At 61.7% G+C, this 26,497-nt stretch carries 22 protein-coding genes; 14 read left to right on the top strand and 8 right to left on the bottom strand.

The genetic code is table 11. The annotated features are described in order from the left end of the window. The first annotated feature begins 89 nt into the window (after window positions 1-89). Window positions 90-587 (top strand): OsmC family protein, encoded by a 498-nt coding sequence (locus tag ACP3RB_RS01875; RefSeq protein ID WP_311474125.1) that lies wholly within the window; start codon window positions 90-92, stop codon window positions 585-587. A gap of 307 nt (window positions 588-894) precedes the next feature. Continuing rightward, entirely contained in the window at window positions 895-2,388 is a 1,494-nt protein-coding gene (locus ACP3RB_RS01880; protein ID WP_426699264.1) for an amino acid permease, read from the top strand. Between the two features lie 151 nt (window positions 2,389-2,539). Here ACP3RB_RS01880 and ACP3RB_RS01885 read toward each other — a convergent pair whose 3' ends face one another. After that, the gene (locus tag ACP3RB_RS01885; RefSeq protein ID WP_426699265.1) at window positions 2,540-4,243 is read right to left on the bottom strand and encodes a hypothetical protein; all 1,704 of its coding nucleotides are present in this window, start codon (window positions 4,241-4,243) and stop codon (window positions 2,540-2,542) included. Between the two features lie 251 nt (window positions 4,244-4,494). Here ACP3RB_RS01885 and ACP3RB_RS01890 point away from each other — a divergent pair, with 251 nt between their 5' ends. The 3 genes from ACP3RB_RS01890 (at window position 4,495) to ACP3RB_RS01900 (ending at window position 6,547) form a co-directional block, all read left to right on the top strand. Then, on the top strand, window positions 4,495-5,034 hold the full coding sequence (locus ACP3RB_RS01890) for an NUDIX hydrolase (RefSeq protein ID WP_426699266.1): 540 nt from the start codon (window positions 4,495-4,497) through the stop codon (window positions 5,032-5,034). Between the two features lie 178 nt (window positions 5,035-5,212). After that, on the top strand, window positions 5,213-5,800 hold the full coding sequence (locus tag ACP3RB_RS01895) for a TIGR00730 family Rossman fold protein (RefSeq protein WP_426699267.1): 588 nt from the start codon (window positions 5,213-5,215) through the stop codon (window positions 5,798-5,800). Between the two features lie 42 nt (window positions 5,801-5,842). Then, window positions 5,843-6,547: a pyroglutamyl-peptidase I gene (locus ACP3RB_RS01900; RefSeq protein ID WP_426699268.1), complete on the top strand. Its 705-nt coding sequence runs from the start codon at window positions 5,843-5,845 to the stop codon at window positions 6,545-6,547. Between the two features lie 153 nt (window positions 6,548-6,700). On the opposite strand, the gene pgi is transcribed toward ACP3RB_RS01900, so the two are convergent. Next, window positions 6,701-8,377, bottom strand: coding sequence for a glucose-6-phosphate isomerase (gene pgi / locus ACP3RB_RS01905; protein WP_426699269.1), 1,677 nt, complete (start codon window positions 8,375-8,377; stop codon window positions 6,701-6,703). 129 nt (window positions 8,378-8,506) lie between these two features. Between pgi and ACP3RB_RS01910 the strand changes: the two genes are divergently transcribed. The 5 genes from ACP3RB_RS01910 to dapC all read left to right on the top strand — a co-directional run bounded on the left by ACP3RB_RS01910 (window position 8,507) and on the right by dapC (window position 15,574). Then, window positions 8,507-9,439: an NAD(+) diphosphatase gene (locus tag ACP3RB_RS01910; protein ID WP_426699270.1), complete on the top strand. Its 933-nt coding sequence runs from the start codon at window positions 8,507-8,509 to the stop codon at window positions 9,437-9,439. Between the two features lie 210 nt (window positions 9,440-9,649). Next, window positions 9,650-11,563: a translational GTPase TypA gene (gene typA / locus ACP3RB_RS01915; RefSeq protein ID WP_426699271.1), complete on the top strand. Its 1,914-nt coding sequence runs from the start codon at window positions 9,650-9,652 to the stop codon at window positions 11,561-11,563. A gap of 460 nt (window positions 11,564-12,023) precedes the next feature. Next, complete coding sequence (locus ACP3RB_RS01920; protein ID WP_426699272.1) at window positions 12,024-13,373, top strand: PIG-L family deacetylase; 1,350 nt, start codon at window positions 12,024-12,026, stop codon at window positions 13,371-13,373. 530 nt (window positions 13,374-13,903) lie between these two features. Continuing rightward, a complete protein-coding gene (gene fdxA / locus ACP3RB_RS01925; protein WP_303980118.1) occupies window positions 13,904-14,224 on the top strand; it encodes a ferredoxin in 321 nt (106 codons plus the stop codon). A 210-nt stretch (window positions 14,225-14,434) separates the two neighbouring features. Further along, complete coding sequence (gene dapC, locus ACP3RB_RS01930) at window positions 14,435-15,574, top strand: succinyldiaminopimelate transaminase (protein ID WP_426699273.1); 1,140 nt, start codon at window positions 14,435-14,437, stop codon at window positions 15,572-15,574. Window positions 15,575-15,725: 151 nt separating this feature from the next. On the opposite strand, the gene galE is transcribed toward dapC, so the two are convergent. From galE to dapD, 3 genes are all read right to left on the bottom strand, one after another. Beyond that, complete coding sequence (gene galE, locus ACP3RB_RS01935; RefSeq protein ID WP_049341848.1) at window positions 15,726-16,739, bottom strand: UDP-glucose 4-epimerase GalE; 1,014 nt, start codon at window positions 16,737-16,739, stop codon at window positions 15,726-15,728. A 225-nt stretch (window positions 16,740-16,964) separates the two neighbouring features. Then, window positions 16,965-17,891, bottom strand: coding sequence for a DUF4253 domain-containing protein (locus ACP3RB_RS01940; protein ID WP_426699274.1), 927 nt, complete (start codon window positions 17,889-17,891; stop codon window positions 16,965-16,967). Between the two features lie 273 nt (window positions 17,892-18,164). Continuing rightward, window positions 18,165-19,130, bottom strand: a complete 966-nt coding sequence (gene dapD, locus ACP3RB_RS01945; RefSeq protein WP_311649140.1) for a 2,3,4,5-tetrahydropyridine-2,6-dicarboxylate N-succinyltransferase — start codon at window positions 19,128-19,130, stop codon at window positions 18,165-18,167. A gap of 89 nt (window positions 19,131-19,219) precedes the next feature. Between dapD and dapE the strand changes: the two genes are divergently transcribed. The 4 genes from dapE (at window position 19,220) to ACP3RB_RS01965 (ending at window position 22,823) form a co-directional block, all read left to right on the top strand. Continuing rightward, a complete protein-coding gene (gene dapE, locus ACP3RB_RS01950; RefSeq protein ID WP_426699275.1) occupies window positions 19,220-20,428 on the top strand; it encodes a succinyl-diaminopimelate desuccinylase in 1,209 nt (402 codons plus the stop codon). Window positions 20,429-20,517: 89 nt separating this feature from the next. Then, window positions 20,518-20,925, top strand: coding sequence for a taurine ABC transporter substrate-binding protein (locus ACP3RB_RS01955; RefSeq protein ID WP_426699276.1), 408 nt, complete (start codon window positions 20,518-20,520; stop codon window positions 20,923-20,925). A gap of 5 nt (window positions 20,926-20,930) precedes the next feature. Next, complete coding sequence (locus ACP3RB_RS01960) at window positions 20,931-22,298, top strand: hypothetical protein (RefSeq protein WP_426699277.1); 1,368 nt, start codon at window positions 20,931-20,933, stop codon at window positions 22,296-22,298. A gap of 147 nt (window positions 22,299-22,445) precedes the next feature. Continuing rightward, complete coding sequence (locus ACP3RB_RS01965) at window positions 22,446-22,823, top strand: twin-arginine translocase TatA/TatE family subunit (protein ID WP_303968341.1); 378 nt, start codon at window positions 22,446-22,448, stop codon at window positions 22,821-22,823. Between the two features lie 102 nt (window positions 22,824-22,925). Here the strand turns inward: ACP3RB_RS01965 and ACP3RB_RS01970 are convergent, their stop codons facing one another. Genes ACP3RB_RS01970 through ACP3RB_RS01980 form a run of 3 tightly spaced genes read right to left on the bottom strand, consistent with a single transcriptional unit; the run spans window position 22,926 to window position 26,371 of the window. Further along, a complete protein-coding gene (locus ACP3RB_RS01970) occupies window positions 22,926-24,128 on the bottom strand; it encodes a P-loop NTPase (RefSeq protein WP_294630602.1) in 1,203 nt (400 codons plus the stop codon). Further along, a complete protein-coding gene (locus tag ACP3RB_RS01975) occupies window positions 24,118-25,050 on the bottom strand; it encodes a DUF1003 domain-containing protein (RefSeq protein ID WP_426699278.1) in 933 nt (310 codons plus the stop codon). The genes ACP3RB_RS01970 and ACP3RB_RS01975 overlap by 11 nt, the downstream gene beginning before the upstream one ends. After that, a complete protein-coding gene (locus ACP3RB_RS01980; RefSeq protein WP_311446876.1) occupies window positions 25,043-26,371 on the bottom strand; it encodes a magnesium transporter MgtE N-terminal domain-containing protein in 1,329 nt (442 codons plus the stop codon). Before ACP3RB_RS01980 ends, ACP3RB_RS01975 begins: the two co-directional genes overlap by 8 nt. Between the last annotated feature and the right edge of the window lie 126 nt (window positions 26,372-26,497).

Here is a 26,497-nt window from a genome sequence, read left to right on the forward strand (position 1 = left end):
GAGTCCGGGAATAAAATATGAGAAACACGCTTATAGTGAATGACACTAAACAAAGAACCACCCGAAAGGGCACCCCGAAAGGAACCTCAATGGCTGATCAGAACGCCTCCCAGAACACCGCAGAAGAGCAGAAGAAGGTGTACTCGCGCCAGCAGGAACGCCGCGAACTCGACAACTACCGCCAGACCAAGATCGAGCGCATCGACCGCCTGCGCTACCGTGCCTACGGTGCCAACGGCGCAACCCTCGACTTCGGTGTGGGTGAGGGGCTGCTGACCCCCGTCGAGCTGCTGCTTGCCGCAATTGCCGGCTGCTCCTCCGTGGACGTGGACGCGGGCACCTCCCGTCGCGCCACCCCCGAGGTGTTTGAGGTGCTCGCCTCGGCGCTGAAGCAGAACGAAGACGGCGCGGTGCGCCTCGACGACGTTGAGGTGGACTTTGATGTGCGATTCCCTGAGGATGAGCAGGGCGCCAAGGCGCAGAAGATGGTGGACCGTCTGATTCAGCTCAGCGAGCAGAAGGACTGCACCGTTTCCCGTACCGTGGAGCACCCCACGAACGTTTCGTTCCACAACCTGGCTGACTAAAGCCGGGTGAGCTGAAAACCTGGGCGAACTAGCCTGATATGGGACCCTCCCGTACCGCTTGTGATGAGACGGTGCGGGAGGGTTTTTCTGTGTTTTTGTGGTTTTGGGTGGAAAAGAGCTTGAAAAGCGGGTAGGATTGACCCTCAGATTAGAAAAACTTACGGTACGTAAGAAATCCTTATGATTGAAGAATTTCTTGACCGCAGGCCAAACCTTCGGCGGCACTACGCACAGCACGACTAGACTGGACACCAGACTAGACCGCTAGCAAACGCACGAAGCAATAGCCTCAGAAAGAAGACCTGACATGGCACAGCCTACAGAGACTTCCGGCGCTGCATCGGAAGCCACCCCCGCAGAGGGTGAACTGAAGCGAGGCCTCTCCGCCCGCCACATGCAGATGATCGCAATCGGCGGCGCAATCGGCACCGGCCTCTTCGTCGCCTCCGGCAAGACCATCTCCACCGCAGGCCCCGGCGGCGCAATCCTCGCCTACGCCCTCATCGGCATCATGGTGCTCTTCCTCATGCAGTCCCTCGGCGAGATGGCCGCGCACCTGCCCGTCCCCGGCGCATTCCAGACCTACGCGGCACGCTACGTGTCCCCGTCCTTCGGCTTCGCCATGGGCTGGAACTACTGGTTCAACTGGGCGATTACCGTCGCCGCCGAGCTCGTCGCCGTCGGCGAGGTGATGAGGTACTGGTTCCCGGACATCCCATCCTGGGTGTGGGCGGCAGGATTCCTTGTGCTGCTGACCGGCATTAACGCCCTCTCGGCACGCTCCTACGGCGAAAGCGAATTCTGGCTCGCAACCATCAAGGTCGTCACCGTGGTCGTCTTCCTCATCGCAGGTATCGCTATGATCTTCGGCATCCTGGGCGGTAGCTCCCCGGGCGTCTCCAACTGGACCGTCGGTGAGGCACCCTTCGTCGGCGGCGCCCCCGCCGTACTCGCCATCTTCATGGTGGCAGGCTTCTCCTTCCAGGGCACCGAAATGATTGGTGTGGCTGCCGGCGAATCTGAGAACCCCCGCCGCGACGTGCCCCGCGCACTGACCAGCGTGTTCTGGCGCATCATGCTCTTCTACATCGGTGCGATGGTCGTCATCGGCTTCCTGATTCCTTACTCCGACCCGAACCTGCTCACCGCAGCGGACGGCAACATCAACATCTCCCCGTTCACCCTCATCTTCGAGCGTGCGGGCATCGCCTTCGCGGCAGCCATTATGAACGCCGTGATCCTCTCCGCCGTGCTCTCTGCAGGTAACTCGGGCCTGTACGTTTCGGCTCGTATGCTCTTCGCACTCGCCCAGGAGGGTAAGGCACCGAAGATGTTCACCCACATCAACTCCGGCGGCGTGCCCATGAACGCGCTGCTGGCAACCGCAGCTATCGGTGCAATCGGCTTCATCGCCGCGCTGCTCTCGCCGGATGGCGCGTACCTGTGGCTGGTGAACGTGTCCGGTCTGGCTGGCTTCATCACCTGGGTGGGTATCGCCGTGGCTCACTACCGTTTCCGCCGCGCATACCTGAAGCAGGGCAACAGCCTGAAGGACCTGCCCTACGTGGCGCCGTTCTTCCCCGCGGGCCCGATTATCGCCTTCCTCATGTGCCTGGTCGTTATTGGTGGCCAGAACTACGAGGCGTTCCTGAGCGGTGACTGGGCTGGCGTGCTCAGCTCCTACATTGGTCTGCCCGTGATTATTGCGGTCTGGCTGGTACACCGCGTGGTCACTCGTGACCGCATCATTCCGCTGGAGCAGATTGACGTGAGCGGCATTGAGGTGAAGACTTCGAAGTAACGCGAACGCCAGCTGATAACGCCTGTGCCAGCTGATTGAATGAGCTGATACGTAAAGAGCCGCCGGTTCCCCTTGCTGAGGGGAGCCGGCGGCTCTTTGCTATCCGCAGTTTATTCCGCACGGGTGAGCTAGTCCGTATGCCCTGCAGCTCTTAGGAGTGGCGGCGCGAGCGCAGAACGCTCAGACCCAGACCCGCGCAGATTGCGGCAACGCCAATGCCAACAATCACGCCAACGCTGGATGCGCCGGTGTTCGCCAGGGTAGCCTTCTTGGGGCTGCTCTCCTGAACCGGTTGATCCTTAGCGAGGCTGTCCTTTGCCAGGTTGTCCTTAGCCGATTGAGCGGCGGTCACCGGAGCCTCCTGAGCGGGATTGCTCTGAGCGGGCTTACTCTTGGGATGCGCCACGGTCGCGTCCTCCAGCTTGTCAGCGTTGGGGGTCTTATCGGCAACCGACGCCGGAGCGACCGTTGCTTCCGGCAGCGCGGGGACGGTGGGTGCATCAGTCGGGTTTACGCCCACGGTTGCTTCCGGTAGGGGTGCCACGGTGGGTGCATCGGTCGGGTTTACGCCAATGGTTGCTTCGGGCAGGGGTGCCACGGTGGGCGCGTCAGTGGGGTTCACACCCACGGTTGCTTCCGGTAGGGGTGCCACGGTGGGCGCATCGGTCGGGTTTACGCCCACGGTCGCTTCCGGCAGCGCCGGGACGGTGGGTGCGTCAGTCGGGTTCACGCCGATAGTTGCCTCAGGCAAGGGCGCTACGGTCGGCGCATCGGTCGGGTTTACGCCCACGGTTGCTTCGGGCAGGGGAGCTACGGTCGGTGCGTCGGTCGGGTTTACACCGATGGTTGCTTCGGGCAGGGGTGCTACGGTGGGTGCATCGGTCGGGTTCACGCCCACGGTTGCCTCAGGCAGGGGAGCTACGGTCGGTGCGTCAGTGGGGTTCACGCCGATAGTTGCCTCAGGCAGGGGTGCCACCGTCGGCGCATCAGTCGGAACCGCAGACACCACGGGCTCCTGCGCGAAAAGCTCAAGAGGCTTCTGAGCATCAAACGAGCCGTACTCAGCACCCTGAACGCCAGCCGCCATGGTGCCCGCAATGTACTTGTGAGAGGTATTCAGCGTCGCCGCGACATCCGCCGGAACCTTCACCTCCGTCTCAAAAGCACCGTTGTGAATCTGCGAAGCAGGTACGGTCACCTCGGCCACGAAGCGCATACCCGTCTGAGGAAAACGACCGGGAACCCACACATTCGTATCAGACACCACCACGCGCACACCGTGCGGGGTCGCCTCACCGGTGTAGCCGGTACCGCGCACCTTCAACACAGTCTCACCCTTGGTGTTCAAGCGCGGCGAATCCACCTGAAGAACCGGTGCGGCGCTATCCTTCACAACGTCCATGCTCAGCACCTTGCCGCCCGAATAATGGCCATCAACGGCGATATTGGCGACGAAGCTGTAGTTCTTCGCCGGGTCAATCAATTCTCCAGGAACGTAGTGGGTCGCAGTAGCTGTACCATCCTTGAACGGGCCCGCAACGTGCACCGTCTGGATCGGGTTCAGGAACGGGAAACCCCTATGGTTTGCCTCATGCAAGGCCGGGGAAAAAGCAGTGGTTTTCGCGGGCAGCTTCGTCGCCTTGAGCGTAATCTTGTTCAGACGCAGGGCGGTCTTCAGCTTACGGGTATTGGTCTCAACCTTGTAGTTGTAGACCGTAATAACCGGCGGGTTAACCGGATCCGGGGTATTAGCCGCTGCAACAGAAGGCAGAGCGCACAGGCTCAACGACGCGGCAAGAAGAACAGAAGCGCCAGCGCTACCGTAGCGGCGGGAACGAGAAGAGTTAGCCATCATGAAGTTCCTTCTACACGGGTGATTGAGTGATCCGCACTCTTCCTGTATCGCGCCAAGTCGAGTGCGTATACGGTACCGCGACATCGCGGTTAAATACACCGTAACACGCGCCTAAACGCATGAACCGGACATAAGATAACTCGCCGAAATATTACATAAAACCAACGCCTACAGGGAGCACAATAGGGCGGATTAATAAGACAAACACGCACTGCGCCGGGTGGAGGATACGGAAATGCTAGGGTAGAAAGATGCCCACGCAGAAGAACCCACAGAACCGAGTAGAAGCAGCCCAGCCCACCGAGCACAGCGCTACTGAGCACAGCGCTACTGAGCACAGCGCCATCGACAGCACACGCCGCGTCGTGAACGTGTGCGCTGTAGCAATCCGCAACCGGGATGGGCTCGTACTCACCGTGCGCAAGCAGGGCAGCGAGGGGTTCATGATGCCCGGCGGCAAACCCGAACCGGGGGAGACCCCGCTACAGACCGCCTGCCGCGAAGTGAGCGAAGAAATCGGACTCACCCCCGACCCCACCCGGATGCACCACCGCGGACTCCTCGAAGCGGCGGCACTGAACGAGGCGGGCTTTACGGTACGCGCCGAAACCTACGAGTACGCACCCACCGACGAGCAACACGAACAGCTGGCTACGCTGGTGCCGCAGGCAGAAATCGCTGAGCTGCGCTGGGTTGACCCCGCCATGAGTAGCCCCTCCGATTCTGTCGCACAGGCACCGCTGAATACCGAGCAGATTTTCCCGCTGCTGGCGCGTACCCCGCTACCGTAACCACCGCGCTCGTAACCACAGCGCCCAATACGCGCCCCCAGCGCACGACCCTGAACTGGCGGGTGGCACACATGAGGTACACAGGTGCATCCGGTACCCTCAACACAACAACATCTATCGCGGGTAGAACGCATAGAGGCGCTCCACTCCGCCCCCCCCATACACCCCAAGGAGAACCATGAAGAAGACCAACTACAACCTTGCCGTCTACTGCGGTGCACGCTCCGGCAACGACCCGCTCTTCACCACCCGCGCCCAGGAGCTCGGCACCCTCTGCGCCCAGAACAATATCGGCGTGGTGTACGGCGGCGGCCGCACCGGCCTCATGGGCACCGTCGCGGGCGCAACCCTGGACGCTGGCGGCGTGGTCTACGGCGTGGTCACCCACAAGCTAGTTGGCCTGGAAGGCGTGTACCCCGGCCAGACCACCCTCGAAATCGTGGACACCATGCACCAGCGCAAAATCGCCATGATCGACAAGGCTGACGCGTTCGTCGCCATGCCCGGCGGCCCCGGCACCCTCGAAGAATTCTTTGAAGTTTTCAGCTGGCAGTTCCTCGATATTCACTCCAAGCCGGTCGCCTTGCTGAACGTCAACGGCTACTGGGACAAGCTCATCGACGCCATGCACTACATGGCGTCCACCGGCCTGCTCAACGAACGCTACCTGGACGAGCTCATCATCGCCACCACCCCCGAAGAGCTGCTGGATGCGCTCGCCAAGGACCTGGAGCGCCGCGCCGCCGAAAAGAACACTGCTGAATAAAGCCAACACTGCATAAAACCAACGCAGGAAACGAGATTGACTATGGCAACCACCCCCAACCAGGCACGCACCCTGCTGCTGACCTTCTTCGGAGCCTTCCCCGGCGTGCCCGTGAACCCCACCGTGGCGCTCGCCGAAGGTGCCCAGCGTCTGCTGGCTCAGATACGCCCGGATTTGCACGTCATCACCCGCGAGCTGCCCGTCAGCTACGACGGTTCCAGCACCGCTCTGCGCACCGCCCTGCAAGATGTGCAGCCCGACGCGCTCATCAGCCTGGGCGTGGCGGTTGGCCGCGACGCGGTCAGCCTCGAACAGGTCGCTATCAACCTGGACTCCGCCGGTATTGAAGATAACGACGGCGACCAGCGCTGCGATGAGCTAATCACCCCCGGCGGTCAGGAGGCGTACTTCTCCTCCCTGCCGGTGCGCGCCAGCTTTGAACGCCTGCGCGCGGCGGGGGAGCCGGTCGAGATTTCGTACACCGCCGGAACCTACGTGTGCAACCACGTGTTCTACGAGGGCCAGCGCATCAGCCGCGAGCTGGGCTTGAGCATCCCCGCCGGATTCGTGCACGTTCCCGCAACCTGCGCCGACGGCGAAGAGCCCACCGAAAGCACCGGCATGACCGCTCACCGCGACGCCGGTGGCGTAGTACGTGACGAGCAGGGCATCCCGCAGCTGCCCGAATCCACCGTGGTGCGCATTATTGCCGAGATCGCCTCCGACACCCTGCCTGCAGTGAACTAACAGCACGGTATTGAGCTAAAACCCATATAACAAAACCGCCGGATAGCCTCCCTAAGTGGGAGCCTATCCGGCGGTTTGCGTATTTATGCTGAGCTAATTTGTGCTGACTCTACACAGCCGGGCTATAAAACCGGCACATGCAGGCTCAAGCTACTACTTGGTGCGGTTCTTCAGGTAGTAGTCAATCAGCGAAGCAGTCGAAGAATCCTGACGAGCCAGAACCTCACGGTCACCCTCAATAGCGGGAACCAGGTCCAGCGCCAGCTTCTTACCGAGCTCAACACCCCACTGGTCGAAGGAATCAATACCCCAAACAACACCCTGAACGAAGGTGATGTGCTCGTACAGGGCAATCAGGGAGCCCAGAACGCGCGGGGTCAGGCGCGGCGCCATGATGGAGGTAGAGGGGCGGTTACCGCTGAAGATACGTGCGTTGACCACGTGCTCTGCGGTGCCCTCTGCACGAACCTCTTCCTCGGTCTTGCCGAAGGCGAGAGCCTGAGACTGCGCGAAGAAGTTAGCCAGGAACAGCTCGTGAACGTCCTGCTCGCCGTCCTTGGTCGGGTGGACCGGGTTTGCGAAGGCAAGGAAGTCCGCGGGAATCAGGCGGGTACCCTGATGGATCAGCTGGTAGAAAGCGTGCTGGCCGTTGGTGCCGGGCTCACCCCAGAAGACCTCACCGGTGTCGTAGGTGACGAAGGAGCCGTCCGCGCGAACGGACTTGCCGTTGGACTCCATGGTCAGCTGCTGCAGGTACGCGGGGAAGCGGTGCAGGTACTGGTCGTAGGGCAGAACCGCGTGGGTCTCTGCGCCGAGGAAGTTCACGTTCCAGATGTTCAGCAGACCCATCAGAACGGGCACGTTCTGAGCCAGGGGAGCGGTGCGGAAGTGCTCATCCATTGCGTGGAAGCCGGCGAGGAATTCAGCGAAAACCTTCGGGCCGAACACGATTGCCAGGGAGGTGCCGATTGCGGAGTCTACGGAGTAGCGGCCGCCAACCCAGTCCCAGAAGCCGAAAGCGTTCTCGGGGTCAATGCCGAATGCTGCAACCTTGTCCAGTGCGGTGGAGACAGCCACGAAGTGCTTAGCCACAGCCTCGGACGCTTCCTTACCTTCCAGAGCGCCAGCCTCAGCCAGGGCGGAAAGCAACCACTCGCGTGCCACGCGCGCGTTGGTCAGGGTCTCCAGGGTGCCGAAAGTCTTGGATGCGACGATGAACAGGGTGGTCTCGGGATCCAGGTCGGAGACCTTCTCAGCCACATCGGTCGGGTCAATGTTGGAGATGAAGCGTGCGGTGATGCCTGCATCTGCGTAGGGCTTGAGAGCCTCGTACACCATGACCGGGCCCAGGTCGGAGCCACCGATACCGATGTTCACAACGGTCTCGATGCGCTTGCCGGTGATGCCGGTCCATTCGCCGTTGCGCACGCGATCGGCGAATGCGTAGATCTTCTTCAGCACGGCGTGAACGTCTGCGTCTACGTCCTGGCCGTCAACGGTCAGCGCCGGGGTGTAGCCCTCGGGGCGGCGCAGTGCGGTGTGCAGTACGGCGCGGTCCTCGGTGACGTTAATGTGCTCGCCGGAGAACATTGCCTCGCGGGCCTGCTCCAGCTTGACCTCTTCAGCGAGCTTGAGCAGCAGCTCGACGGTTTCGGAGGTAATCAGGTTCTTGGAAAGGTCGACGTGCAATTCGTCGGCGGTGAAGCTGAACTTCTGCGCACGTTCCGGGTCAGCGGCAAACCATTCACGCAGGTTCGGAGTGAGGGACTTGTGATGAGCGGACAGAGCAGACCACGCGGAGGTGGTCGTAGGGTCAATAGAAGTAGTCATAGTTCCATTCTCTTATTTTCGGGTGCCTCTGTCACCTCTTTCGGGGGTGATATGGGACGATACGGCGAAAAAATCGGAACCCGGCACGCTATTGTGGGCCTTGCAGTGGCAAGATGTAGAGTAAAATCCATGACTTCTTCACCTGAACACACGCCCGCTGACACTCACGCGCAGCGCTACCTGCTCATTTCCCGCGAAGGGGAAACCCTACTCAACGATGACGGAACCCTGCACTACCTGACCGGTCACGATGCTGCCGAGCCGCTGACCGAAGAGGCGATCCTTGCGCGCAGCGTCATCCGCCCCGCCGCCTACGATGCTGACGCCCAGAAGAATATCGGGGCGCAGGTGCATGTGCTCTACTGCGAGGACGAAACCCTCACACAGGTCGCCGCCGACCTGAACAACCCTCGGGTGCGCGCCTCCACCAGTGGTTTCCGCTACTACCCGGTCCACGAGGATCCGGAGGGCCGCGCCCACTACGCCACCGCCCTGGCACGCCGCGACTACCTCATCGACATGCGCTACTCCGCATACAGCGGCGAGGAGGCGGCCCTCGGCTCCAAAGGTATCCGCCGCACCGTCTCCGGCGAGATGGTGTTCCCCCGCATCGAACCCGCCGTCATGGCGCTGGTGGCCAGCCGTGACGGCGAGCGCGTGCTATTGGCGAATAACCGCCAGTGGCACCCCAACCGTTTTGCCCTCATTGCCGGATTCGTTGACCCCGGCGAAAACCTCGAAGAGGCAATTGCCCGCGAAGTCTACGAAGAAACCGGCCTGCACACTCTCAGCACCGAGTACCGCATGAGTGACGTGTGGCCTTTCCCTCGTTCGCTCATGATTTGCTACCGGGTGCATGTGGATGAGAATGAACCCATCATCCATCACGACGGTGAGATTCGTGCCGCACGCTGGTTCACCGCCGCTGAGCTGCGTGAGGCGATTGCTATTTCGGAGGAGCGCGGCAACAGCGACGAGGACGACCCCGCCAAGCTGGAGTTGCCCGGCACGAACGCCGTCGCCCGCCGCATGATTGATGAGTGGCTCGCAGAAAAGCCCTAGTGATACACTGGTAGCTAAGCCCAACGGAGGGGGGTCCGTTTTGGCGTGCCCGGAAACGCTCTCATCGCAGAGCGGGTTCACCGGCAAACACTCAAACCGGCAAAACACCCCCAGATACCTATCTGAAGGTACTGCCCCGTGACCCCTGCGCCTTCTAGCGCGCACCCGTTGGCGAGACTATCCCCTAGATTTAAGCGAGAAACTTAACGCATGTCTGAAAACACCGCTTCGCGCCCCGACCTTCGCAATGTGGCCATCGTGGCACACGTTGACCACGGCAAGACCACCATCGTCGACGCGATGCTGCAGCAGACCAACGCCTTCTCTGCCCACGCAGATGTTGAAGACCGAGTCATGGACTCCGGCGACCTCGAAAAGGAAAAGGGCATCACCATTCTGGCGAAGAACACCACCGTGTTCTACAACGGCCCTTCCGCCAACGGTGAGACCATCACCATTAACGTTATTGACACCCCCGGCCACGCCGACTTCGGTGGCGAGGTGGAGCGCGGCCTGTCCATGGTTGACGGCGTTGTGCTGCTCGTGGACGCATCCGAAGGTCCGCTGCCCCAGACCCGCTTCGTGCTGCGTAAGGCACTGGCTGCTAAGCTGCCCGTGATCCTCGTGGTGAACAAGGTTGACCGCCCCGACTCCCGTATTGACGAGGTTGTTGGCGAGTCCATGGACCTGCTGCTCGGTCTGGCATCTGACCTGGCGGACGAGGTTCCCGACCTGGACCTGGACGCTGTGCTGAACGTTCCGGTGGTGTACGCATCCGGTAAGGCTGGCGCTGCATCCCTGAACCAGCCCGTAGACGGCCAGCTGCCCGACAACGACGACCTTGAGCCGCTGTTCAAGACCATCATCGAGCACGTGCCCGCCCCCACCTACGATCCCAACGAGGTTCTGCAGGCACACGTGACCAACCTGGACTCCTCCCCGTTCCTGGGCCGTCTGGCACTGGTCCGTATCTTCAACGGCACCCTGAAGAAGGGCCAGACCGTTGCGTGGGCACGTCACGACGGTGAAATCAAGAACGTCCGCATCTCCGAGCTGCTGGCGACCAAGGCTCTCGAGCGTGTTCCCGCAGAGTCCGCTGGCCCCGGCGAGATCGTCGCAGTGGCTGGTATTGAGGACATCACCATTGGTGAAACCCTCACCGACGCTGAGAACCCCAAGCCCCTGCCGCTGATCAAGGTGGACGATCCCGCGATCTCCATGACCATCGGTATTAACACCTCCCCGCTGGCTGGCCGCGTCAAGGGCGCAAAGGTCACCGCACGTCAGGTGAAGGACCGCCTGGACCGCGAGCTGATCGGTAACGTGTCCATCAAGGTTCTGCCCACCCAGCGTCCGGACGCGTGGGAAGTTCAGGGCCGTGGCGAGCTCGCCCTGGCTATCCTCGTGGAGCAGATGCGCCGTGAGGGCTTCGAGCTGACCGTGGGTAAGCCCCAGGTGGTTACCAAGACCATCGACGGTAAGGTCTACGAGCCCATGGAGCACATGATCATTGACGTGCCCGAGGAGTACCTGGGCGCTGTTACCCAGCTGATGGCTGCGCGTAAGGGCCGCATGGAGAACATGGCGAACCACGGTACCGGCTGGGTCCGTATGGAGTTCGCTGTTCCCGCACGTGGTCTGATTGGTTTCCGCACCCAGTTCCTGACTGAGACCCGCGGTGCCGGTATTTCTTCCTCCTACTCGATTGAGCACGAGCCCTGGGCTGGCGACATTGAGTACCGCACCAACGGTTCGCTGATTGCTGACCGTGCCGGCGTGGTGACCCCCTACGCGATGATTAACCTGCAGGAGCGCGGCACCTTCTTCGTGGAGCCCACCTCTGAGGTGTACGAGGGCATGATTGTTGGTATGAACTCCCGTGCAGACGACATGGAAGTTAATATCACCAAGGAAAAGAAGCTGACCAACATGCGTTCTTCGACCGCGGACAACTTCGAAAACCTGACCCCGCCGAAGAAGCTGACCCTGGAAGAGTGCCTGGAATTCGCTCGCGAAGACGAGTGCGTTGAGGTGACCCCCGAGGCGATTCGTATTCGTAAGGTCATCCTGGATTCCAACGAGCGTGTCCGCGAGTTCCGTCGCCGCGCCCGTGCGAACGACTAATACAGCGCGACTATTAGCGCGTTAGCGACTAACCTGCTGTAGCGGGTGCTGTCGTTACCCAAGCGCCGCGGCTGCCCGCGCTGTGGTTACCCGCGCTGTGGTTACCCGCGCTGTCGTTGCCCAGTAGCTGTGGTTGACCAAGCGCCGCCGCTACCTTCTGAAGAGGAGGTAGCGGCGGCGCTGTTTAACCGCCCGGATTCGTTCGGGACATAATGGCGGGGCAATGGGGGAGGGGCGAGGAGAGTCGAGCGCTTTTGCTTTCTGCCGAAAACCACCTCCAAAAACCGCTTCTGAAAAGCCCGAACACCCCGCGCTGCACATGCGAGTGTGTAAGATAAAATAATGCGCCTGCACGGTGGTGGCACTTATCCGCTGCTCACCTCTGCCGCTCAACGATGTAAATTGCCGGCGCGCTTTGACCATCCAAGAAACCCAACCCTGCGTATGAGAGGGAAAGCCTGTGTCTGAAACCGAGAACACTCAGCCTGATTCTGCGACCCCCAGCTACCCCACGCAGGGTGAGCGCATCGCTCCCGGCTCGCGCCGTGACCTGCTGCCGAATAACTACGATGCGAAGAAGGCACGCATCTTGTTTGTGCATGCACACCCGGACGACGAAACCTCCTCGACCGGCGCGACCATGGCGTACTACGCGCAGAAGGGCGCGGAGGTGTACCTGCTGACGGCTACCCGCGGTGAGCTGGGCGAGGTCATCCCCGAGGAGCTGCACCACCTGGAGGTCGGTAAGCCCGGCTGCCGTGATAACGGTGAGGCGCTGGGCGAGTACCGTACCGGTGAGCTTGCCGGCGCTGTTAAGGCGTTGGGTGTGAAGAAGCAGTTCTTCCTGGGGCAGGAGCCCGCTGTCGCTGAGGGTGCGCTGCCGCTGTACCGTGACTCCGGCATGGCGTGGGGCCCGGAGGGTAAGCCCGTTGCCAACCCGGTGGCGGCGGAGGATTCGTTGACCGCGCAGCCGCTGGAACCGCAGGCTCAGGCACTGGTTGCCGCTATCCGCGCCCTCACCCCCGATGTTCTGGTCACCTACGATTCGGACGGCGGCTACGGCCACCCCGACCACGTGCGCGTGTACGAGATTGTGCGCCGTGCCCTGCAGATCCTTGACGGTGACGAGGACCGCCCGATTCTCACCTGGGGTATTGAGGGTGAGTTCGACGCGGCTGATCAGCGTCTGCAGGCCGCCATTTACGGTGACGGCACCGCCAAGCGTAAGGCAATGGAGGCGCACCGCACCCAGATTACGGTCGTGGACGAGAAGACTTTTGAGTACTCGAATAAGGTGCCGCAGAAAATTTCTGCCGTGGAGACTTTCCGTGTGCTCGACGGTGACCCGACCGCGACCGTGCACCCGAAGCCGCAGGAGGCGGGCCTGGTGTCGAGCCTGCTGACCGGCTCGATTCTGGGTATTTTTGCCGGTATCGCCGGGTCGATTTATCACGCCTGGGTCGTGTACGCGGGGGATACCGCCCTGCCCCTCGGCTTGCTGGTCGCGTACCTGACGGTTTTCTTCACCGCCCTGTGGTGTGCCCTGTCCTTGCGTCGCGGCTACGCTGCGGCTGTTGTGGCTGTTGCTGTGTTCGTGACCGTGTACGTGCTCGGTTACGGTCGCCCCGATTCGCCGTTTGTTCTGGTGAATCCGGGCCATTCGGCGATTGGCCTGTACGGTGCCCTGTGGTGGTTCGGCGCCCCGGTCGCGGCGATGCTGGGTATGCTCGTGTACACGCGCGCTCGCGTGAAGGACGCGCAGTATTTCTCGCCGCGTGCGGCGCATCAGCGTGCTCGCACCAAGAAGTAGGCGCCGAGAAGTAGGCGCCAAGAAGTAGTCTGAAGCCTATCACTACGTCATAACATCAGGGAGGGGTGCTCCGATTAGCCGGGGCGCCCCTCCTGCTGTTTTTGGGAATGCTGTTGTGGGTGCTTGCGCCGCTACGGTCTTCTCAGCCCGCAGGGTAGAGGGCAATAGGAAAGAAAATGTATGCGTTATTCGGTAAATTGTGCGGGGTGGAAATAGCGGCGACTTCATCAAAAAATTCATGTGACGAAGATTTCATTTTTGGCTTAATTTATTTTTAAAAGCCTTTCGACTAGTAATAACGCAAAGAAATACCAGGTCAGCCTAGCCTAAAAAATACCCCCACAAACCCATAAGCGTACTGTCTGCTACACCACGAAAATACGGTTAAACAGCCGGTGCGCGATAGACTATACACAGACTTCCCCGCCGGGTACCAACTACTCGGCGGTTTACTCTGTAGATTCTGCCCTGCAGCAGACGACCCGCAGAACGGCGGGCACGGGGCGAACAGCTTGTAGAAAGGCACACCAATGACCTACGTAATCGCGCTTCCCTGCGTGGATGTCAAAGACCGCGCATGCGTTGAAGAATGCCCCGTCGACTGCATCTACGAAGGTGATCGTACCCTCTACATCCACCCGGATGAGTGCGTGGACTGCGGCGCCTGCGAGCCCGTCTGCCCCGTAGAAGCAATCTACTACGAAGACGACGTCCCCGAAGAGTGGACCGAATACGTCAGCGCCAACGCAGACTTCTTCGACGACCTGGGTTCCCCCGGTGGCGCAGCAAAGCTCGGCCCCACCGGCAAGGACGTGCCCTTCATTGCGGCGCTGCCCCCTCGTGGTGAGTAGTAGCCTGCGGCGCGTAACCCAAAGCGGCGAGTAATAGCTACAACCGCATAGACTAATCGCACCCGCTCACGGGTGCCAAGAGCCTCCATCTAGCACCCGGTGCCCAGGCACCGTCTAGGCGCTGGAATGGAGGCTCTTGCCATAGGCACAGAAGCGCCCGGGCGCTAGACTAAAATGACAAAAACTATTCCCAAGCAACCAGGTGACACAATGACTTACGGCCTGAACCTGCCCGAATACCCCTGGGAGGCGCTCGCCCCCTACCGCGCAACCGCCGCCGCCCACCCGGACGGTCCGGTGGACCTGTCCATCGGCACCCCGGTCGACCCTACCCCGCAGAACATTCGTGAGGCGCTGGCGGCTGCCTCCGACGCACCCGGCTACCCGACCACTCACGGCACCCCCGCCCTGCGTGAGGCTATTGCCGAGTGGTTTGCGCGCCGCCGCGGCGTGACCGGTCTGAACCCGGACGCGATCATGCCCACGGTCGGTTCGAAGGAGCTCGTGGCGTGGCTGCCGTTCCTGCTGGGCCTGGGCCCGGGCGATGTGGTCGTGTACCCGCGCGTTGCGTACCCCACCTACGATATGGGTGCCCGTTTTGCCCGCGCCGAGTCTGTGCCCGCCGACAGCCTGGACGAGTTGGATGCTGATACCCGCAGCCGTGTGAAGCTGATTTGGGTGAACTCCCCGGCGAATCCGAACGGCGTGGTGCGTACCGTGGAGCAGCTGCGTGAGATTGTAGCGCAGGCGCGTGAAATTGGTGCCGTGGTGGCGTCCGATGAGTGCTACGCGGAGCTCGGCTGGGGTGCTTGGGATGAGGCGCGCGGCGGTCAGCCGGTGCCGTCCATCCTGGATTCTCGCGTGTGCGATGGTGACTTCACCGGTCTGTTTGCCGTGTACTCGCTGTCGAAGCAGTCGAACCTCGCCGGTTACCGTGCCGCGTTCATTGCCGGTGCCCCGGAGCTGATGCCGAACCTGATTAATAGCCGCAAGCACGCCGGCATGATTGTGCCCGCCCCCGTGCAGGCCGCCATGATGGTGGCGCTGGCTGATGAGGCGCATGTGGCGGCGCAGAAGGACCTGTACCGTGCCCGCCGCGAGGTGCTGGAGGAGGCGATTATCGCCGCCGGTGGTCGCATTGAGAATTCTGAGGCTGGCCTGTACCTGTGGACCACTTTCGGCGAGTCCACCTGGGATTCGATTGGCCGCCTGGCGGAGTTGGGTATTATTGCTGGCCCCGGCGTGTTCTACGGCGAGGACGGCGAAGGCTACGTGCGTATCGCCCTGACCGCCTCCGACGAGGCGGTGGCGAAGGCTGCTGAGCGTCTGAAGGCATCTGCATCTAAGTAACGTTGCCGTCGGGTAGCTCCCGGCTGGGCTACAGTTCCGGTAGGGGTACAGCTCCGGTAGCTACCTAGCCCGAAGCGCACAAGAGTGCCCGATAGGTGAGATAACACCTATCGGGCACTCTTCAACACCCCTCACAAGGGGCTAAAACAGCTTAGGCTTCGTAACCGTTGGGGTTGTTCTTCTGCCAGTTCCAGTGGTCGCGAACCATGGTCTTAATGTCGCGGCTAGCGCTCCAACCCAGATCCGCCAGAGCAGAGGAAGGATCAGCGTAAGAGACCGCAACGTCACCGGGACGACGATCCACAATCTTGTACGGCAGCTCCTTACCGCAAGCCTCCTCGAACGCGTGCAGAACCTGCAGAACCGAGTAGCCGTTACCGGTACCCAGGTTCCAGGTGTGCAGACCGCCGTGCTGGGTAATGTAATCCAGCGCCTTCAGGTGGCCGTCAGCCAGGTCAACCACGTGGATGTAGTCGCGCACGCCGGTACCGTCAACGGTCGGGTAGTCGTTACCGAAGACGTTCAGGTGCTCGCGGCGACCCACAGCAACCTGCGCAATGAAGGGCACCAGGTTGTTCGGGATGCCCGCCGGGTCCTCACCGATACGGCCGGACTCGTGCGCACCAACGGGGTTGAAGTAACGCAGCAGAGCGATGTTCCACTTGGAGTCGGACGCAGCCAGGTCGACCAGCATGTCCTCGATGTGCTCCTTGGTGCGGCCGTAGCAGGACTGCGCATCCATGTTCATCTTCTCAATCAGAGGCATGGACTCGGGCTCGCCGTACACGGTAGCGGAGGAGGAGAACACGATGGAGTGGCAGTCAGCCTCATCCATTGCGTACAGCAGGTTCAGGGTGCCAGCCACGTTGGTCTGGTAGTACCACAGCGGCTTCTCTGCGGACTCGCCCACAGCCTTCAGACCCGCAAAGTGAATCACAGCGTCGGGGCGAACCTGCTTGAAAAGAGCCTTCATGCCTTCGAGGTCGAGCAGGTCAACCTTGTGGAACTCGGGGGCGCGGCCAGCGAGTTCAGCGACGCGCTTGAGGGACTCCTCGGAAGAGTTTGCAAGGTTATCCATGACGACGACGTCGTGACCTGCCTTGAGCAGTTCAAGTACAGTGTGGGAGCCGATGTAGCCGGCGCCGCCGGTAACGAGTACCTTCATGATGTCCTTTCGGGCTTTATATATCCGGAAAAAGTGCTCCGGATGGGGGACAAAAGCTGTTGAGCTGTATCTAATAGTACAGCCGTGCACGGGGCGTAAGTACTGCGGGACACTGTGCGCTTGTGCACTCTGGTGTGAGCACGTGGGAGGCGCTATTTAGGTGTGTCGACACTCGCCCCCACCCGCAATCTGAACCCGCCTCTCAGTTGATTTCTGAGCCGACCTCTAATCCCACCAGAAATACCACTGGCGGCTCTGGTGAATAAACTCCGTCAGCTGCTCAAAATCCTCAAACACCTGGAACGGAAGATCGGAACAGAACGCGAACTGCTCGACCGCCAGCTTCTTCGCCTCCAATGGATCGGCAACGGGGCGTTCCACCAGAAATTCCAGGCAATCAGCATTGTCAAGAGCCGCCGGGATTGCGCCGTACTTTTCACGCCAATAGTGGGTGAACGCCAGCTGCGTTTCGGCGTTCGGGCAGTCATTCCAGCCGCCGAAGGGCAAGTACGCGGGAATATCGGCGGGGTCATCGGTCGGAATCTGTAGCAGGAGCATCTCGCCCTGCTCCTCATCCAAGAGCTCGTAGCAGAGCAGAGCAGAAAGAATCGGGGCGTCATCTTCGGGCTCCTCATCGGGCAGAAAATCGGAGCTCATAAACTCGTCAACAAGCTCATTGAGATTGAACTCGTCCAAGCCGTCCTCGTGAGCATTTTCGCCGTCATCGGTAACCCTGCGTAGCTGCTGGGCAATCGCGGTGCTGCCGTACTCTTCGGCGGAGGCGCCGCCTCGGGCGGTACGGTAACGCTGCAGGACAGCACGAGTGTAGGCACTCACCTGCTCGAGGGTCAGCGTCTCAACATCGTCAATGATGTCGTGCTCAAGGGACACCGCAATGACCATGCTTTCAAGCACCGTATCGTTCAGGTTCAGGAAGAAGGGGACGAACCCCTCCGCGCGTCCCAGCTTAGCCAGCTCATCGTAACGGGCCATGGCATCAGTAGCCGCAGTGCCCATCGGAATACGCTCGTGCGAGTAGGGGAAGAGGCGCGTGAAGTGCCGGTAGGTTTCGCTCATCGTCGGCTCGGGTGCTGTGGATTCGGACGCTGCTGATTCGGGCGCTGTTGATTCGGACGCTGTGGCTTCGGGCATGGGGGGCTCCTCTCTGAACGGTACCTATCGCTTGCAATGGTCGCCTGCAGTGGCGGGTGCGCGGTACCCGGTACTACAAGCCTAGCGAAAGCTCGAGCGGCCCGCCCTGAAAATGGTCATCGTAGCCGCTGTGGATCCGCGCCCAGCCTATGAGAGCGGCGGAGAGGGAATAAAGAGCATAAAAAGGGGCCGGGATGCTTCACACATCCCGACCCCTAAAGTTCATGGCCGACCCCTAAAATTCGCAAGGGCAACCACTAGTCCAGGTACAGACTAGTTCAGGTGCAGGGCCTCGTTCAGCTCCACGGTGTTCTTCGCACGCGGCAGAACCTCAATCGCGCCGCTGATCGAGTTACGGCGGAACAGCAGGTTCGACACACCGGACAGCTCCGCAGCCTTCACCACGCGCGCCTCTTGACCCGGCAGCAGAACGCTCACGCGCGAACCAGCGGTCACGTACAGGCCAGCCTCAACCACGCAGTCATCACCCAGGGCAATACCGATACCGGACTCCGCACCCAGTAGAGAACGCTCACCAATGGACACGCGCTGAGTGCCGCCACCGGAGAGAGTGCCCATCGTGGAGGCGCCGCCACCCACATCCGAGCCGTCGCCCACCACAACGCCCTGAGAAATACGGCCCTCAACCATGGAGGTGCCCAGGGTACCGGCGTTGAAGTTCACGAAGCCCTCGTGCATCACGGTCGTGCCGGACGCCAGGTGCGCACCCAGGCGCAGGCGGTCACCGTCACCAATACGCACGCCGGCGGGAACCACGTAATCCACCAGGCGGGGGAACTTATCAATGTGGCTCACGCTCAGGTGGCCCAGCTTGCGCAGACCAATCGCAAGCTTCTGGAACTCGGCGGCAAGCACCGGGCCGTGGTTAGTCCACGCAACATTCGCCAGGGTGCCGAACAGGCCGTCCAGGTTCAGCTCATTGGGGCGAACCAGGGTGTGCGAGAGCAGGTGCAGACGCAGGTACGCGTCCAGAGCGTCTTCGGGTGCCTCATCCAGGTTGATGGAGGCGGTACGCACCTCGGTGCGGGCATTGCGCGCCGGGTGCTCAGCGACCAGGTCCTCCAGCTCGTCCGCGATGGACAGGTCGGGGGTCTGGGTGAGGGAGGGCGCGGGGAACCAGGCATCTAGGACGGTGCCGGCGTGCTCGCCAGAGACAACAACATTGACCAGTGCAACGCCGGAGGCGTAACGGGGAGTGTTTTCAGACATGCCTTCCATTATAGTTTTGGGGCTTGGCGTCCATTCAAGACCGTCTCAAATGCTCGATGTGGGCGTTGTGTGCGCGGGCGAACCTGTAAGGTGGAAGGATGAGCCTTTCCCCCAATAATTCTGATCCTCACGAGGTTCCGCAGCCACCGCTGAACCTGGACGTCTCCATGCCCGAGCTGACCCGTGCCCTACTGGATTACGAGTCGGTTTCCGGTAACGAACGAACGATTGCTGACGCCGTGTACACGGCGCTGTCGTTCTGCCCGCACCTGCACCTGACCCGTGACGGGGACGCCATCATTGCCCGCACCGAATTCCCGCCGCTGCCCGGCGCTGAAAGGGAGGGGGCTGAGGGGGAGAGTGCTGAGGGGGAGCGTACCCGCATTATCCTTGCCGGTCACCTGGACACCGTGCCCCTGCCCACCGTTGAAGGCTCCCTGGGTACTGTGCCGTCCACGGTGCGTGAAGAGGACGGTCACAGCGTGCTCTACGGCCGCGGTGCCACCGATATGAAGGGCGGCGTGGCGGTTCAGCTGAAGCTTGCCGCCGAGCTGACTGCGCAGGACACCGACTACAACCTGACCTACATCTTCTACGACAACGAAGAGGTCGCCAGCGAACTCTCCGGCCTGGCGCGTCTGATCCGCAACCACGGCGAACTCATCACCGACGCAGACTTCGGTGTGCTACTCGAACCGACCAACGGCACCATTGAGGGCGGCTGCAACGGCACCATGCGTTTCTTCGTGCGCACCCGCGGCCTCGCCGCCCACTCGGGACGCGCCTGGCGCGGCGAGAACGCGATTCACGCCCTGGCACCGGCGTTGGCGGCGCTCGCCTCCTACGAGCCGAAAACCATTGCCGTGGAGGGTCTGGATTACCGTGAGGGCCTGAATGCGGTGCAGATTTCTGGTGGCGTTGCCGGTAACGTGATTCCTGATGCGGCGGCAATGCACGTGAACTACCGGTTCGCGCCCGATAAGACCCTGGATGAGGCGGTCGCCCACGTGCGTGAGGTCTTCGCCGGATATGAGCTGGATTTTGTGGATCTTTCCCCGGCGGCACGCCCCGGCCTGGACACCCCGCTGGCTGCTTCTCTCATTGAGGCGGTGGGTGAGGAACCTCAGCCGAAGTACGGCTGGACGGACGTGGCGCGCCTGAGCGAGATCGGTATTCCCGCCGTGAACTTCGGCCCCGGTGACGCACTGCTGGCACACACCGATAATGAGCACGTGAGCTTTAGCCAGCTGACCCGCTGCCACGCGGATTTGCGTGCCTGGCTGCTCAGCGACCGCGACGAGGACTAGTCACAGTGCTGATTCTGCCGGTGCTGGCGCTACTATTTGAATTTAGGTGACCGTCAGGGGTTGACGGTCCTGCATGATATGAGATTGACATGAACTTTCTTCTGATTCTGCTTGCCCTGCTGATTGTGGGCATTACGGCGCTCTCCATTGTGGCGCTCGGCGGTGAGCGTGCCGTGCCCGGTGCCGCGTTCTTTAGCGGTGTGGGCCGTGACGGTTTGGGTACCTTTGACCGCGTGGAGGATTTGACGACTGCGGTTCGTTTCTTCGGCGCTTCCGAGGACGAGAAGGCACGTGAGAATGTGCACGGTGCGAAGGATTCTTCTGCCGCGCCGACCGCAGAATCCGCTGATGCTAACGTGGCTGCCGCTGAGCCGGTTCGCCGCGGTGCGGTTCCGCTGGCTGATGATGCGGAGAGCACTCTGAGCGCTCACGAGTTTGTGGAGAAGCGGAAGAACCCGCAGGCTGAGGGTGCGTCTTCGGCGGCTGAGGGGAGCTAGCGTCGGTGAGTGTTCCTTCTCAGCACACTAATCCTGTCCCGCCCGCCCGCGCTAACTCCGCCGCTGACTCTGCCCCTCGCACCTCCTCCGCGAAGGAGCAGAGCGAGTCTTTTGACGAGCTTCTGACCTGGGCGTACACCGTCGCCGGTGAGCGTCTGCACCGGGTGGGGGCGCGTCTGCGTGCCCTGCCCGCGTGGCTGTCGGTGCTACTGATCTATGGACTGTCCCGCGTGTGGGGCTTCATCGTGTTTGCCGTGGTCGGTCAGCAGCAGCTGCACGGTCCGTGGGGTCAGCACCTGGATTATTTGTCGTTCATCAGCACCTGGGATGCCGGCTGGTATGAGCAGATTGCGAAGGAGGGCTACCCGAGTGAGCTGCCGGTGAACGCGGCGGGTGTGGTTCAACAGAATCAGTGGGCTTTTTACCCGATTTTCCCGCAGCTTTCCGGTGCTATTAGCCATGCGACGGGCATCGGGTATTACCCGGTGGCGGCGACGGTTGCTCTACTTGCCGGTTTCGCGGCGGCGTGGGTGATTTACCTGCTGTTTGAGGCGTCGTTGAAGGCGACCGGTTTCACCAGTGAGGAGTCGCCTTCTGCGCTGTCCATGTGGGCTGTGGCGTTGGTATCCTTCTTGCCGGTGGCGCCGGTGCTTCAGGTGCCGTATGCGGAGTCGCTGAACCTGGTGTTCCTTGCCGGTGCCCTGCTGTGCCTGGTTCAGGGACGCTACGGTCTGCTGGTTCCTGTGGCTGCGTTGGCGTGCCTGTCCCGCCCGGTGGGCGTGCCCCTGGGCGCGGCTGCCGGCCTGTGGTGGTTTGCATGCTGGGTTCGTTCGAGCCGCCAGTCGGGTATGGGTACGGCGTTTGTGCGTCATCTGGGGCAGCTGGTGAGCGCCCTGGTAGTGTGTGCGTGTGCGCTGGTGTGGCCTGCGATTGCGTGGTGGGCTACGGGCCGTGTGGATGCGTACACCGCCACGGAGACGGCGTGGCGCGGCACCCATTTGGCGCCGATTCAGCCGTGGCTTTCGCAGGGTTACCTGTACTTTGGGTATGCGGCTCCGGTGCTGCTGACCCTGCTGATTTTGGGCTTTATTGCTCTGTGTTTGAGCCCGTTGGCGCGTAGGGTTTTGGCGACTCCGCTGAACCTGTGGTGTCTGAGCTATTTTGCGTATTTGATTCTGTTTTTGAATCCGCAGTCGTCGACGTTCCGTCTGTTGTTGCCGTTGTTCCCGCTGGTGATTGTGGTGGCGGCGGCGAGCCGTTCGCGGGCGTATCGTTGGGCGTTGCTGGTGGCGGGTGCATGCACGCAGTGGGGCTGGGTGGGCTGGCTGTGGCATTGGAAGCAGCTCCCCGGCGGTGGGGATTACCCGCCGTAAACCGCTGTTGTGGTGCTCTTAGCCGTGGGCGCAATACCCCTCCGCGGTGCTGTAGCGTACGCCTTCTGCTTGTCCAGAGCTTAAAGACACGTCCAGAAAGCGCCGCGGGTTCGGCGGTGCTGGCTCGGAACTGATAATCTATATTCTGTGTTTGGTATTAGTGGCACCGAGTTGATTATTTTGGCCATCATCACGTTCGTGGTGATTGGTCCCGAACGCATGCCCGAATACGCCCGACAGATTCGTGAATTCGTCAAGATGGTGCGCCGCATGGCGTTCGACGCGAAGGACGACTTCAAGGAAGCCCTGGGCGAGACGGGTCTGGAAGATATTAACTGGCGCCAGTACGACCCCCGCCAGTACGATCCGCGCGTGATTGTGAAGCAGGCATTCGCTGAGGACGACGCCGAACGTGAGCGTGAGGCAAGGGAACGTGAAGAGGCGCTGCTGAAGGAGAAGGAAAAGTCGGAGAGCCGTGCTCTTCCGCGAGGCGCATACGCCCCCTTCGACGTGGACGCCACCTAAGATTTTGAATAGAAAGAACCCCGTACCGTGATGGTGCGGGGTTCTTTCTGTATCAGCTGTTTGCCGTCAGCTTCTAGATGCTTGGGTTTAGACAGCTACATTTTAGACGAAGAGCGGCAGGCTCTGACCCGCCCTCGACTCGCCCGAGTGTAGTAGCTGCGAGGCGATGGACTGAATCTCTTCGGCGGTGGCCGAATCCGGGTGGCCCCAGACCACCGGGGTGCCCTCGTCGCCGCCGGTACGCAGGTTCACATCCAGCGGGACAGAACCGAGCAGCGGCACAGGGTAGGAGAGCGCCTCCGAAAGACGCTCAGCGAGCACCTGACCGCCGCCAGAACCGAACATATCGAGCACGGTACCGTCCGGCAGAGTCATAGCCGCCATATTCTCGACCACGCCCACGACCTTCTGACCGGTCTGCAGGCTCAGGGTGCCGGCACGCTCCGCCACATCCACCGCGGCGTGCTGCGGGGTGGAAATGAGCACCAGCTCAGCATTCGGCAACAGCTGAGCCATGGAGATCGCAATATCACCGGTACCGGGCGGCAGATCCAGCAGCAGCACATCCAGGGCGCCAAAGTGCACGTCCATGATGAACTGCTCCAGCGCGCGGTGCAGCATGGGGCCGCGCCACGCCACCGGCTCGTTGCCCTTGAGGAACATGCCGATAGAAATCACGCGAATAAAGCCGCCGCTGACCTTCTGCTCACCCCAACGCTGGGCGGGGGCGGGAACATCCACGGTCGGCGGAAGAATCAGGTCATCCAGGCGGGTCGGGGCGTCGGTAATACCCAGCAGACCCGGGATGGAGAAGCCGTGCACATCCGCGTCAATAATGCCCACCGCAAGCCCGCGCGAAGCGAACGCCGCGGCAAGATTCGCGGTCATGGAGGACTTACCCACGCCACCCTTACCGGACACCACGCCGAACACGCGGGTCAGCGAACCGGGGGCGGTGAACGGGTTGGACCGCTCCGGCTTGAGCATCGAACGCAGGGCGGAACGTTGCTGCGGGTTCATCGCGCCCACCTGCAACTGCACACGCTCAATGCCCTCAACGGTGGCGGCGGCGTCACGAACCTGCTGCTCGATAGTGTTCTTCAGCGGGCAGCCCTCAATGGTGAGCAGAACCTTCACCTCAGCCCAGTGGCGGCCGGGAATCGGCTCACCGCGCTCATCCAATTCAGGATGCACGAGCGCAGTCTCAACCATGCCCAGCTCCGTAATGGGGCGGCGCAGTTCGGGATCCTCGACGCGGGAAAGCGCCGCGTAGAGCGCATCCTGCAGGGGCGAATTAGCGGTCACGGGCGCCTCCCTCACGGGCGCGGTGTGCCTGCTGTTGCGCCTGCTGCTGTGCCTGCTGGGATGCGCGGCTCTGAGGCTGGCTCAAATCGCCGCGGTGGGGATCCTCGCCGCGGTGGGGATCCTGCTCGGAGTCCTTCGCGGAGTGTTCAGCCTTGTCAGAGGCCTGCTCGGTACCGTTCTCAGTACCCTCAGAGCCCTGCTCCTCAGCGTCCTTCTCCTCACCCTCGGAAGTGTCGATATCGTCGATAGCCTCCTCCAGGTCCTCAATGTCCTCACTGATGTCCTGCAGCTGCTCAGCGTGACGCTCCTGCTCCTGCGCAATGTTCTGCAGTTCCTCAAGAATGTCACGCAGCTCGCTACGGACGAAGTCACGGGTCGCAACCTCACGCAGAGCAATACGCAACGAAGCAATCTCGCGGGTCAGGTACTGGGTCTCCTCCAGGTTCTGCTGGTCGCGCTTACGGTCCTCAGACGCCACCACGCGGTCGCGGTCATCCTGACGGTTCTGCGCCAACAGCAGCAGGGGAGCAGCGTAAGAAGCCTGCAGGGACAGCATCAGGGTCAGCAGGGTGAAGTTCAGGCTACGCGGGTCGAACTGCATCTCCTCCGGCGCCAGGGAGTTCCAGGCAAGCCACACGCCACAGAAAATGGTCATCCACATCAGGAACTGCGGGGTACCCATGTAGCGTGCGAACGCCTCAGTCATGCGGCCGAAAGCGTCCGGGTTGGGGCTCGTGAACAGCTTCGGCTTGCGGGTGCCGGGGGTGCTCAGCTGCGAGTCGCTACGCTGCGTGCGGGAGTCGCCGCGCTCGCGGTTGCGTTCAGCGTACTTCTTCTCCAGGCGGTCTTTGAGAATGCGCGCCTTATCGATGCGGGGGTTCTCTTCGGTACGGTTTGCGTCACGGCGGTTCGAATCAGCCAAAGCGTCGTCCTACCTTTCGTACGGGAGTTCCATCATCGTAAGTTCGCCAGTCTTCGGGCAGGAGCGCATCGAGCACGTCGTCGATGGTCACTGCGCCTACCAGGCGGTGCGATTCGTTCACAATGGGAACGATGGTCAGGTCGTAGGTTGCCAGCACGCGTGCCAGCTCTTCCAAACTTGCCTGGTCAGAGACAGGCTCAGTGTCGGTATCGAGGATGTGACCGATCGGCTCGCTCGGCGGCACACGCAGCAGCTTCTGCATGTGCACCAGACCCAGGTACTTGCCGGTCGGCGTTTCCAGGGGCGGGCGGGTCACCATGACGGCAGCCGCCATCGCCGGAGGGATCTCCTCGGCGCGGATGTGCGCGAGCGCCTCCGCGACGGTCGCCTCGGGGGAGAGGATGATCGGCACCGGGTTCATGAGCGAACCGGCGGTACCTTCGTCGTATTCGAGCAGTCGACGCACGTCGTCTGCTTCGTCGGGTTCCATGAGTTCGAGCAGCTTTTCACGCTGGGCGTCGTCCAGCTCGATGAGAAGGTCGGCGGCGTCGTCCGGTTCCATCTCTTCGAGGACCTGCGCGGCACGCTCGTCGTCCAGGTGCGACAGAATCTGCACCTGGTCCTCAGCGGGAAGCTCCTGCAGAACGTCCGCGAGGCGTTCATCCTGCAGTTCTGCGGCGATTTCGACCATGCGCTTATCGCTCATCTCGTGGATAGCATCCGCAAGGTCGGCGGGCTTGGAGTTCTCGTGGTTAGCGACGAACGCGGTTGCCGCCTGCGGCTCCACGTCGGTGGAGAGCACCGCCTCGTCCCAGTCGACAATGAGGGTCTCCTTGGAGCGGCGGCGCCACGTGCTGGAGCCGGAGTTGACGCGGGAAACGAACAGCTCGGTCACGCCCCAGTCGCCGTTGCGGCGCTGCTCAATGGCGACGTCCTCAATGACGGCGTCGCCGCTGCCGTCGAGCAGGCGCACGCGGCGGTCAAAGAGCTCACCGACAATGAGAGTCTCAGAGTTGCGCTGTTCGAAGCGGCGCAGGTTCACCAGGCCGGTTGAAATGATTTGTGAGGCGTCGATACTTCGCACACGGGTCATGGGCATGAACACGCGTTTCTTGCCGAGCACCTCAACGATGATGCCGACAACAATGGGTTCGCTGCCCTTGGCGGGGCGGGCGCCCGCAATGGATGCGCCCAGGCCGCGTTTGAGCACGACGACATCTCGGAGACGGCCGAGGCGGTCACCGAAGGGGTCAAAAACGTCGAGGCCCAAAAGGCGGGCAATGTAAATCTTGCTGGGGGTGCTGAACTTCGAATTGCTCACCTCTCTAGGGTACGCTCCGCCGCGGGGATTCGCACTTTGAGAAGCCGAATTGAACAGGTGTTCGCTACGCCTGTAGAGGAGCTGACTGCCCACCGGGTCCAGGGTTGGGGTGGGCGGTAGAATAGG

Source organism: Rothia mucilaginosa, assembly GCF_049990865.1.
Taxonomy (GTDB): Bacteria; Actinomycetota; Actinomycetes; order Actinomycetales; family Micrococcaceae; genus Rothia; species Rothia mucilaginosa_I.

Coding starts and splice junctions, on each gene's coding strand:
- ACP3RB_RS01955 (WP_426699276.1), top strand. CDS start 20,518: ATGAACTTTCTTCTGATTCTGCTTGCCCTGCTGATTGTGGGCATTACG.
- ACP3RB_RS01900 (WP_426699268.1), top strand. CDS start 5,843: ATGGCAACCACCCCCAACCAGGCACGCACCCTGCTGCTGACCTTCTTC.
- typA (WP_426699271.1), top strand. CDS start 9,650: ATGTCTGAAAACACCGCTTCGCGCCCCGACCTTCGCAATGTGGCCATC.
- ACP3RB_RS01940 (WP_426699274.1), bottom strand. CDS start 17,891: ATGCCCGAAGCCACAGCGTCCGAATCAACAGCGCCCGAATCAGCAGCG.
- galE (WP_049341848.1), bottom strand. CDS start 16,739: ATGAAGGTACTCGTTACCGGCGGCGCCGGCTACATCGGCTCCCACACT.
- dapC (WP_426699273.1), top strand. CDS start 14,435: ATGACTTACGGCCTGAACCTGCCCGAATACCCCTGGGAGGCGCTCGCC.
- ACP3RB_RS01880 (WP_426699264.1), top strand. CDS start 895: ATGGCACAGCCTACAGAGACTTCCGGCGCTGCATCGGAAGCCACCCCC.
- ACP3RB_RS01885 (WP_426699265.1), bottom strand. CDS start 4,243: ATGATGGCTAACTCTTCTCGTTCCCGCCGCTACGGTAGCGCTGGCGCT.
- ACP3RB_RS01910 (WP_426699270.1), top strand. CDS start 8,507: ATGACTTCTTCACCTGAACACACGCCCGCTGACACTCACGCGCAGCGC.
- dapD (WP_311649140.1), bottom strand. CDS start 19,130: ATGGAAGGCATGTCTGAAAACACTCCCCGTTACGCCTCCGGCGTTGCA.
- fdxA (WP_303980118.1), top strand. CDS start 13,904: ATGACCTACGTAATCGCGCTTCCCTGCGTGGATGTCAAAGACCGCGCA.
- pgi (WP_426699269.1), bottom strand. CDS start 8,377: ATGACTACTTCTATTGACCCTACGACCACCTCCGCGTGGTCTGCTCTG.
- ACP3RB_RS01895 (WP_426699267.1), top strand. CDS start 5,213: ATGAAGAAGACCAACTACAACCTTGCCGTCTACTGCGGTGCACGCTCC.
- dapE (WP_426699275.1), top strand. CDS start 19,220: ATGAGCCTTTCCCCCAATAATTCTGATCCTCACGAGGTTCCGCAGCCA.
- ACP3RB_RS01890 (WP_426699266.1), top strand. CDS start 4,495: ATGCCCACGCAGAAGAACCCACAGAACCGAGTAGAAGCAGCCCAGCCC.
- ACP3RB_RS01875 (WP_311474125.1), top strand. CDS start 90: ATGGCTGATCAGAACGCCTCCCAGAACACCGCAGAAGAGCAGAAGAAG.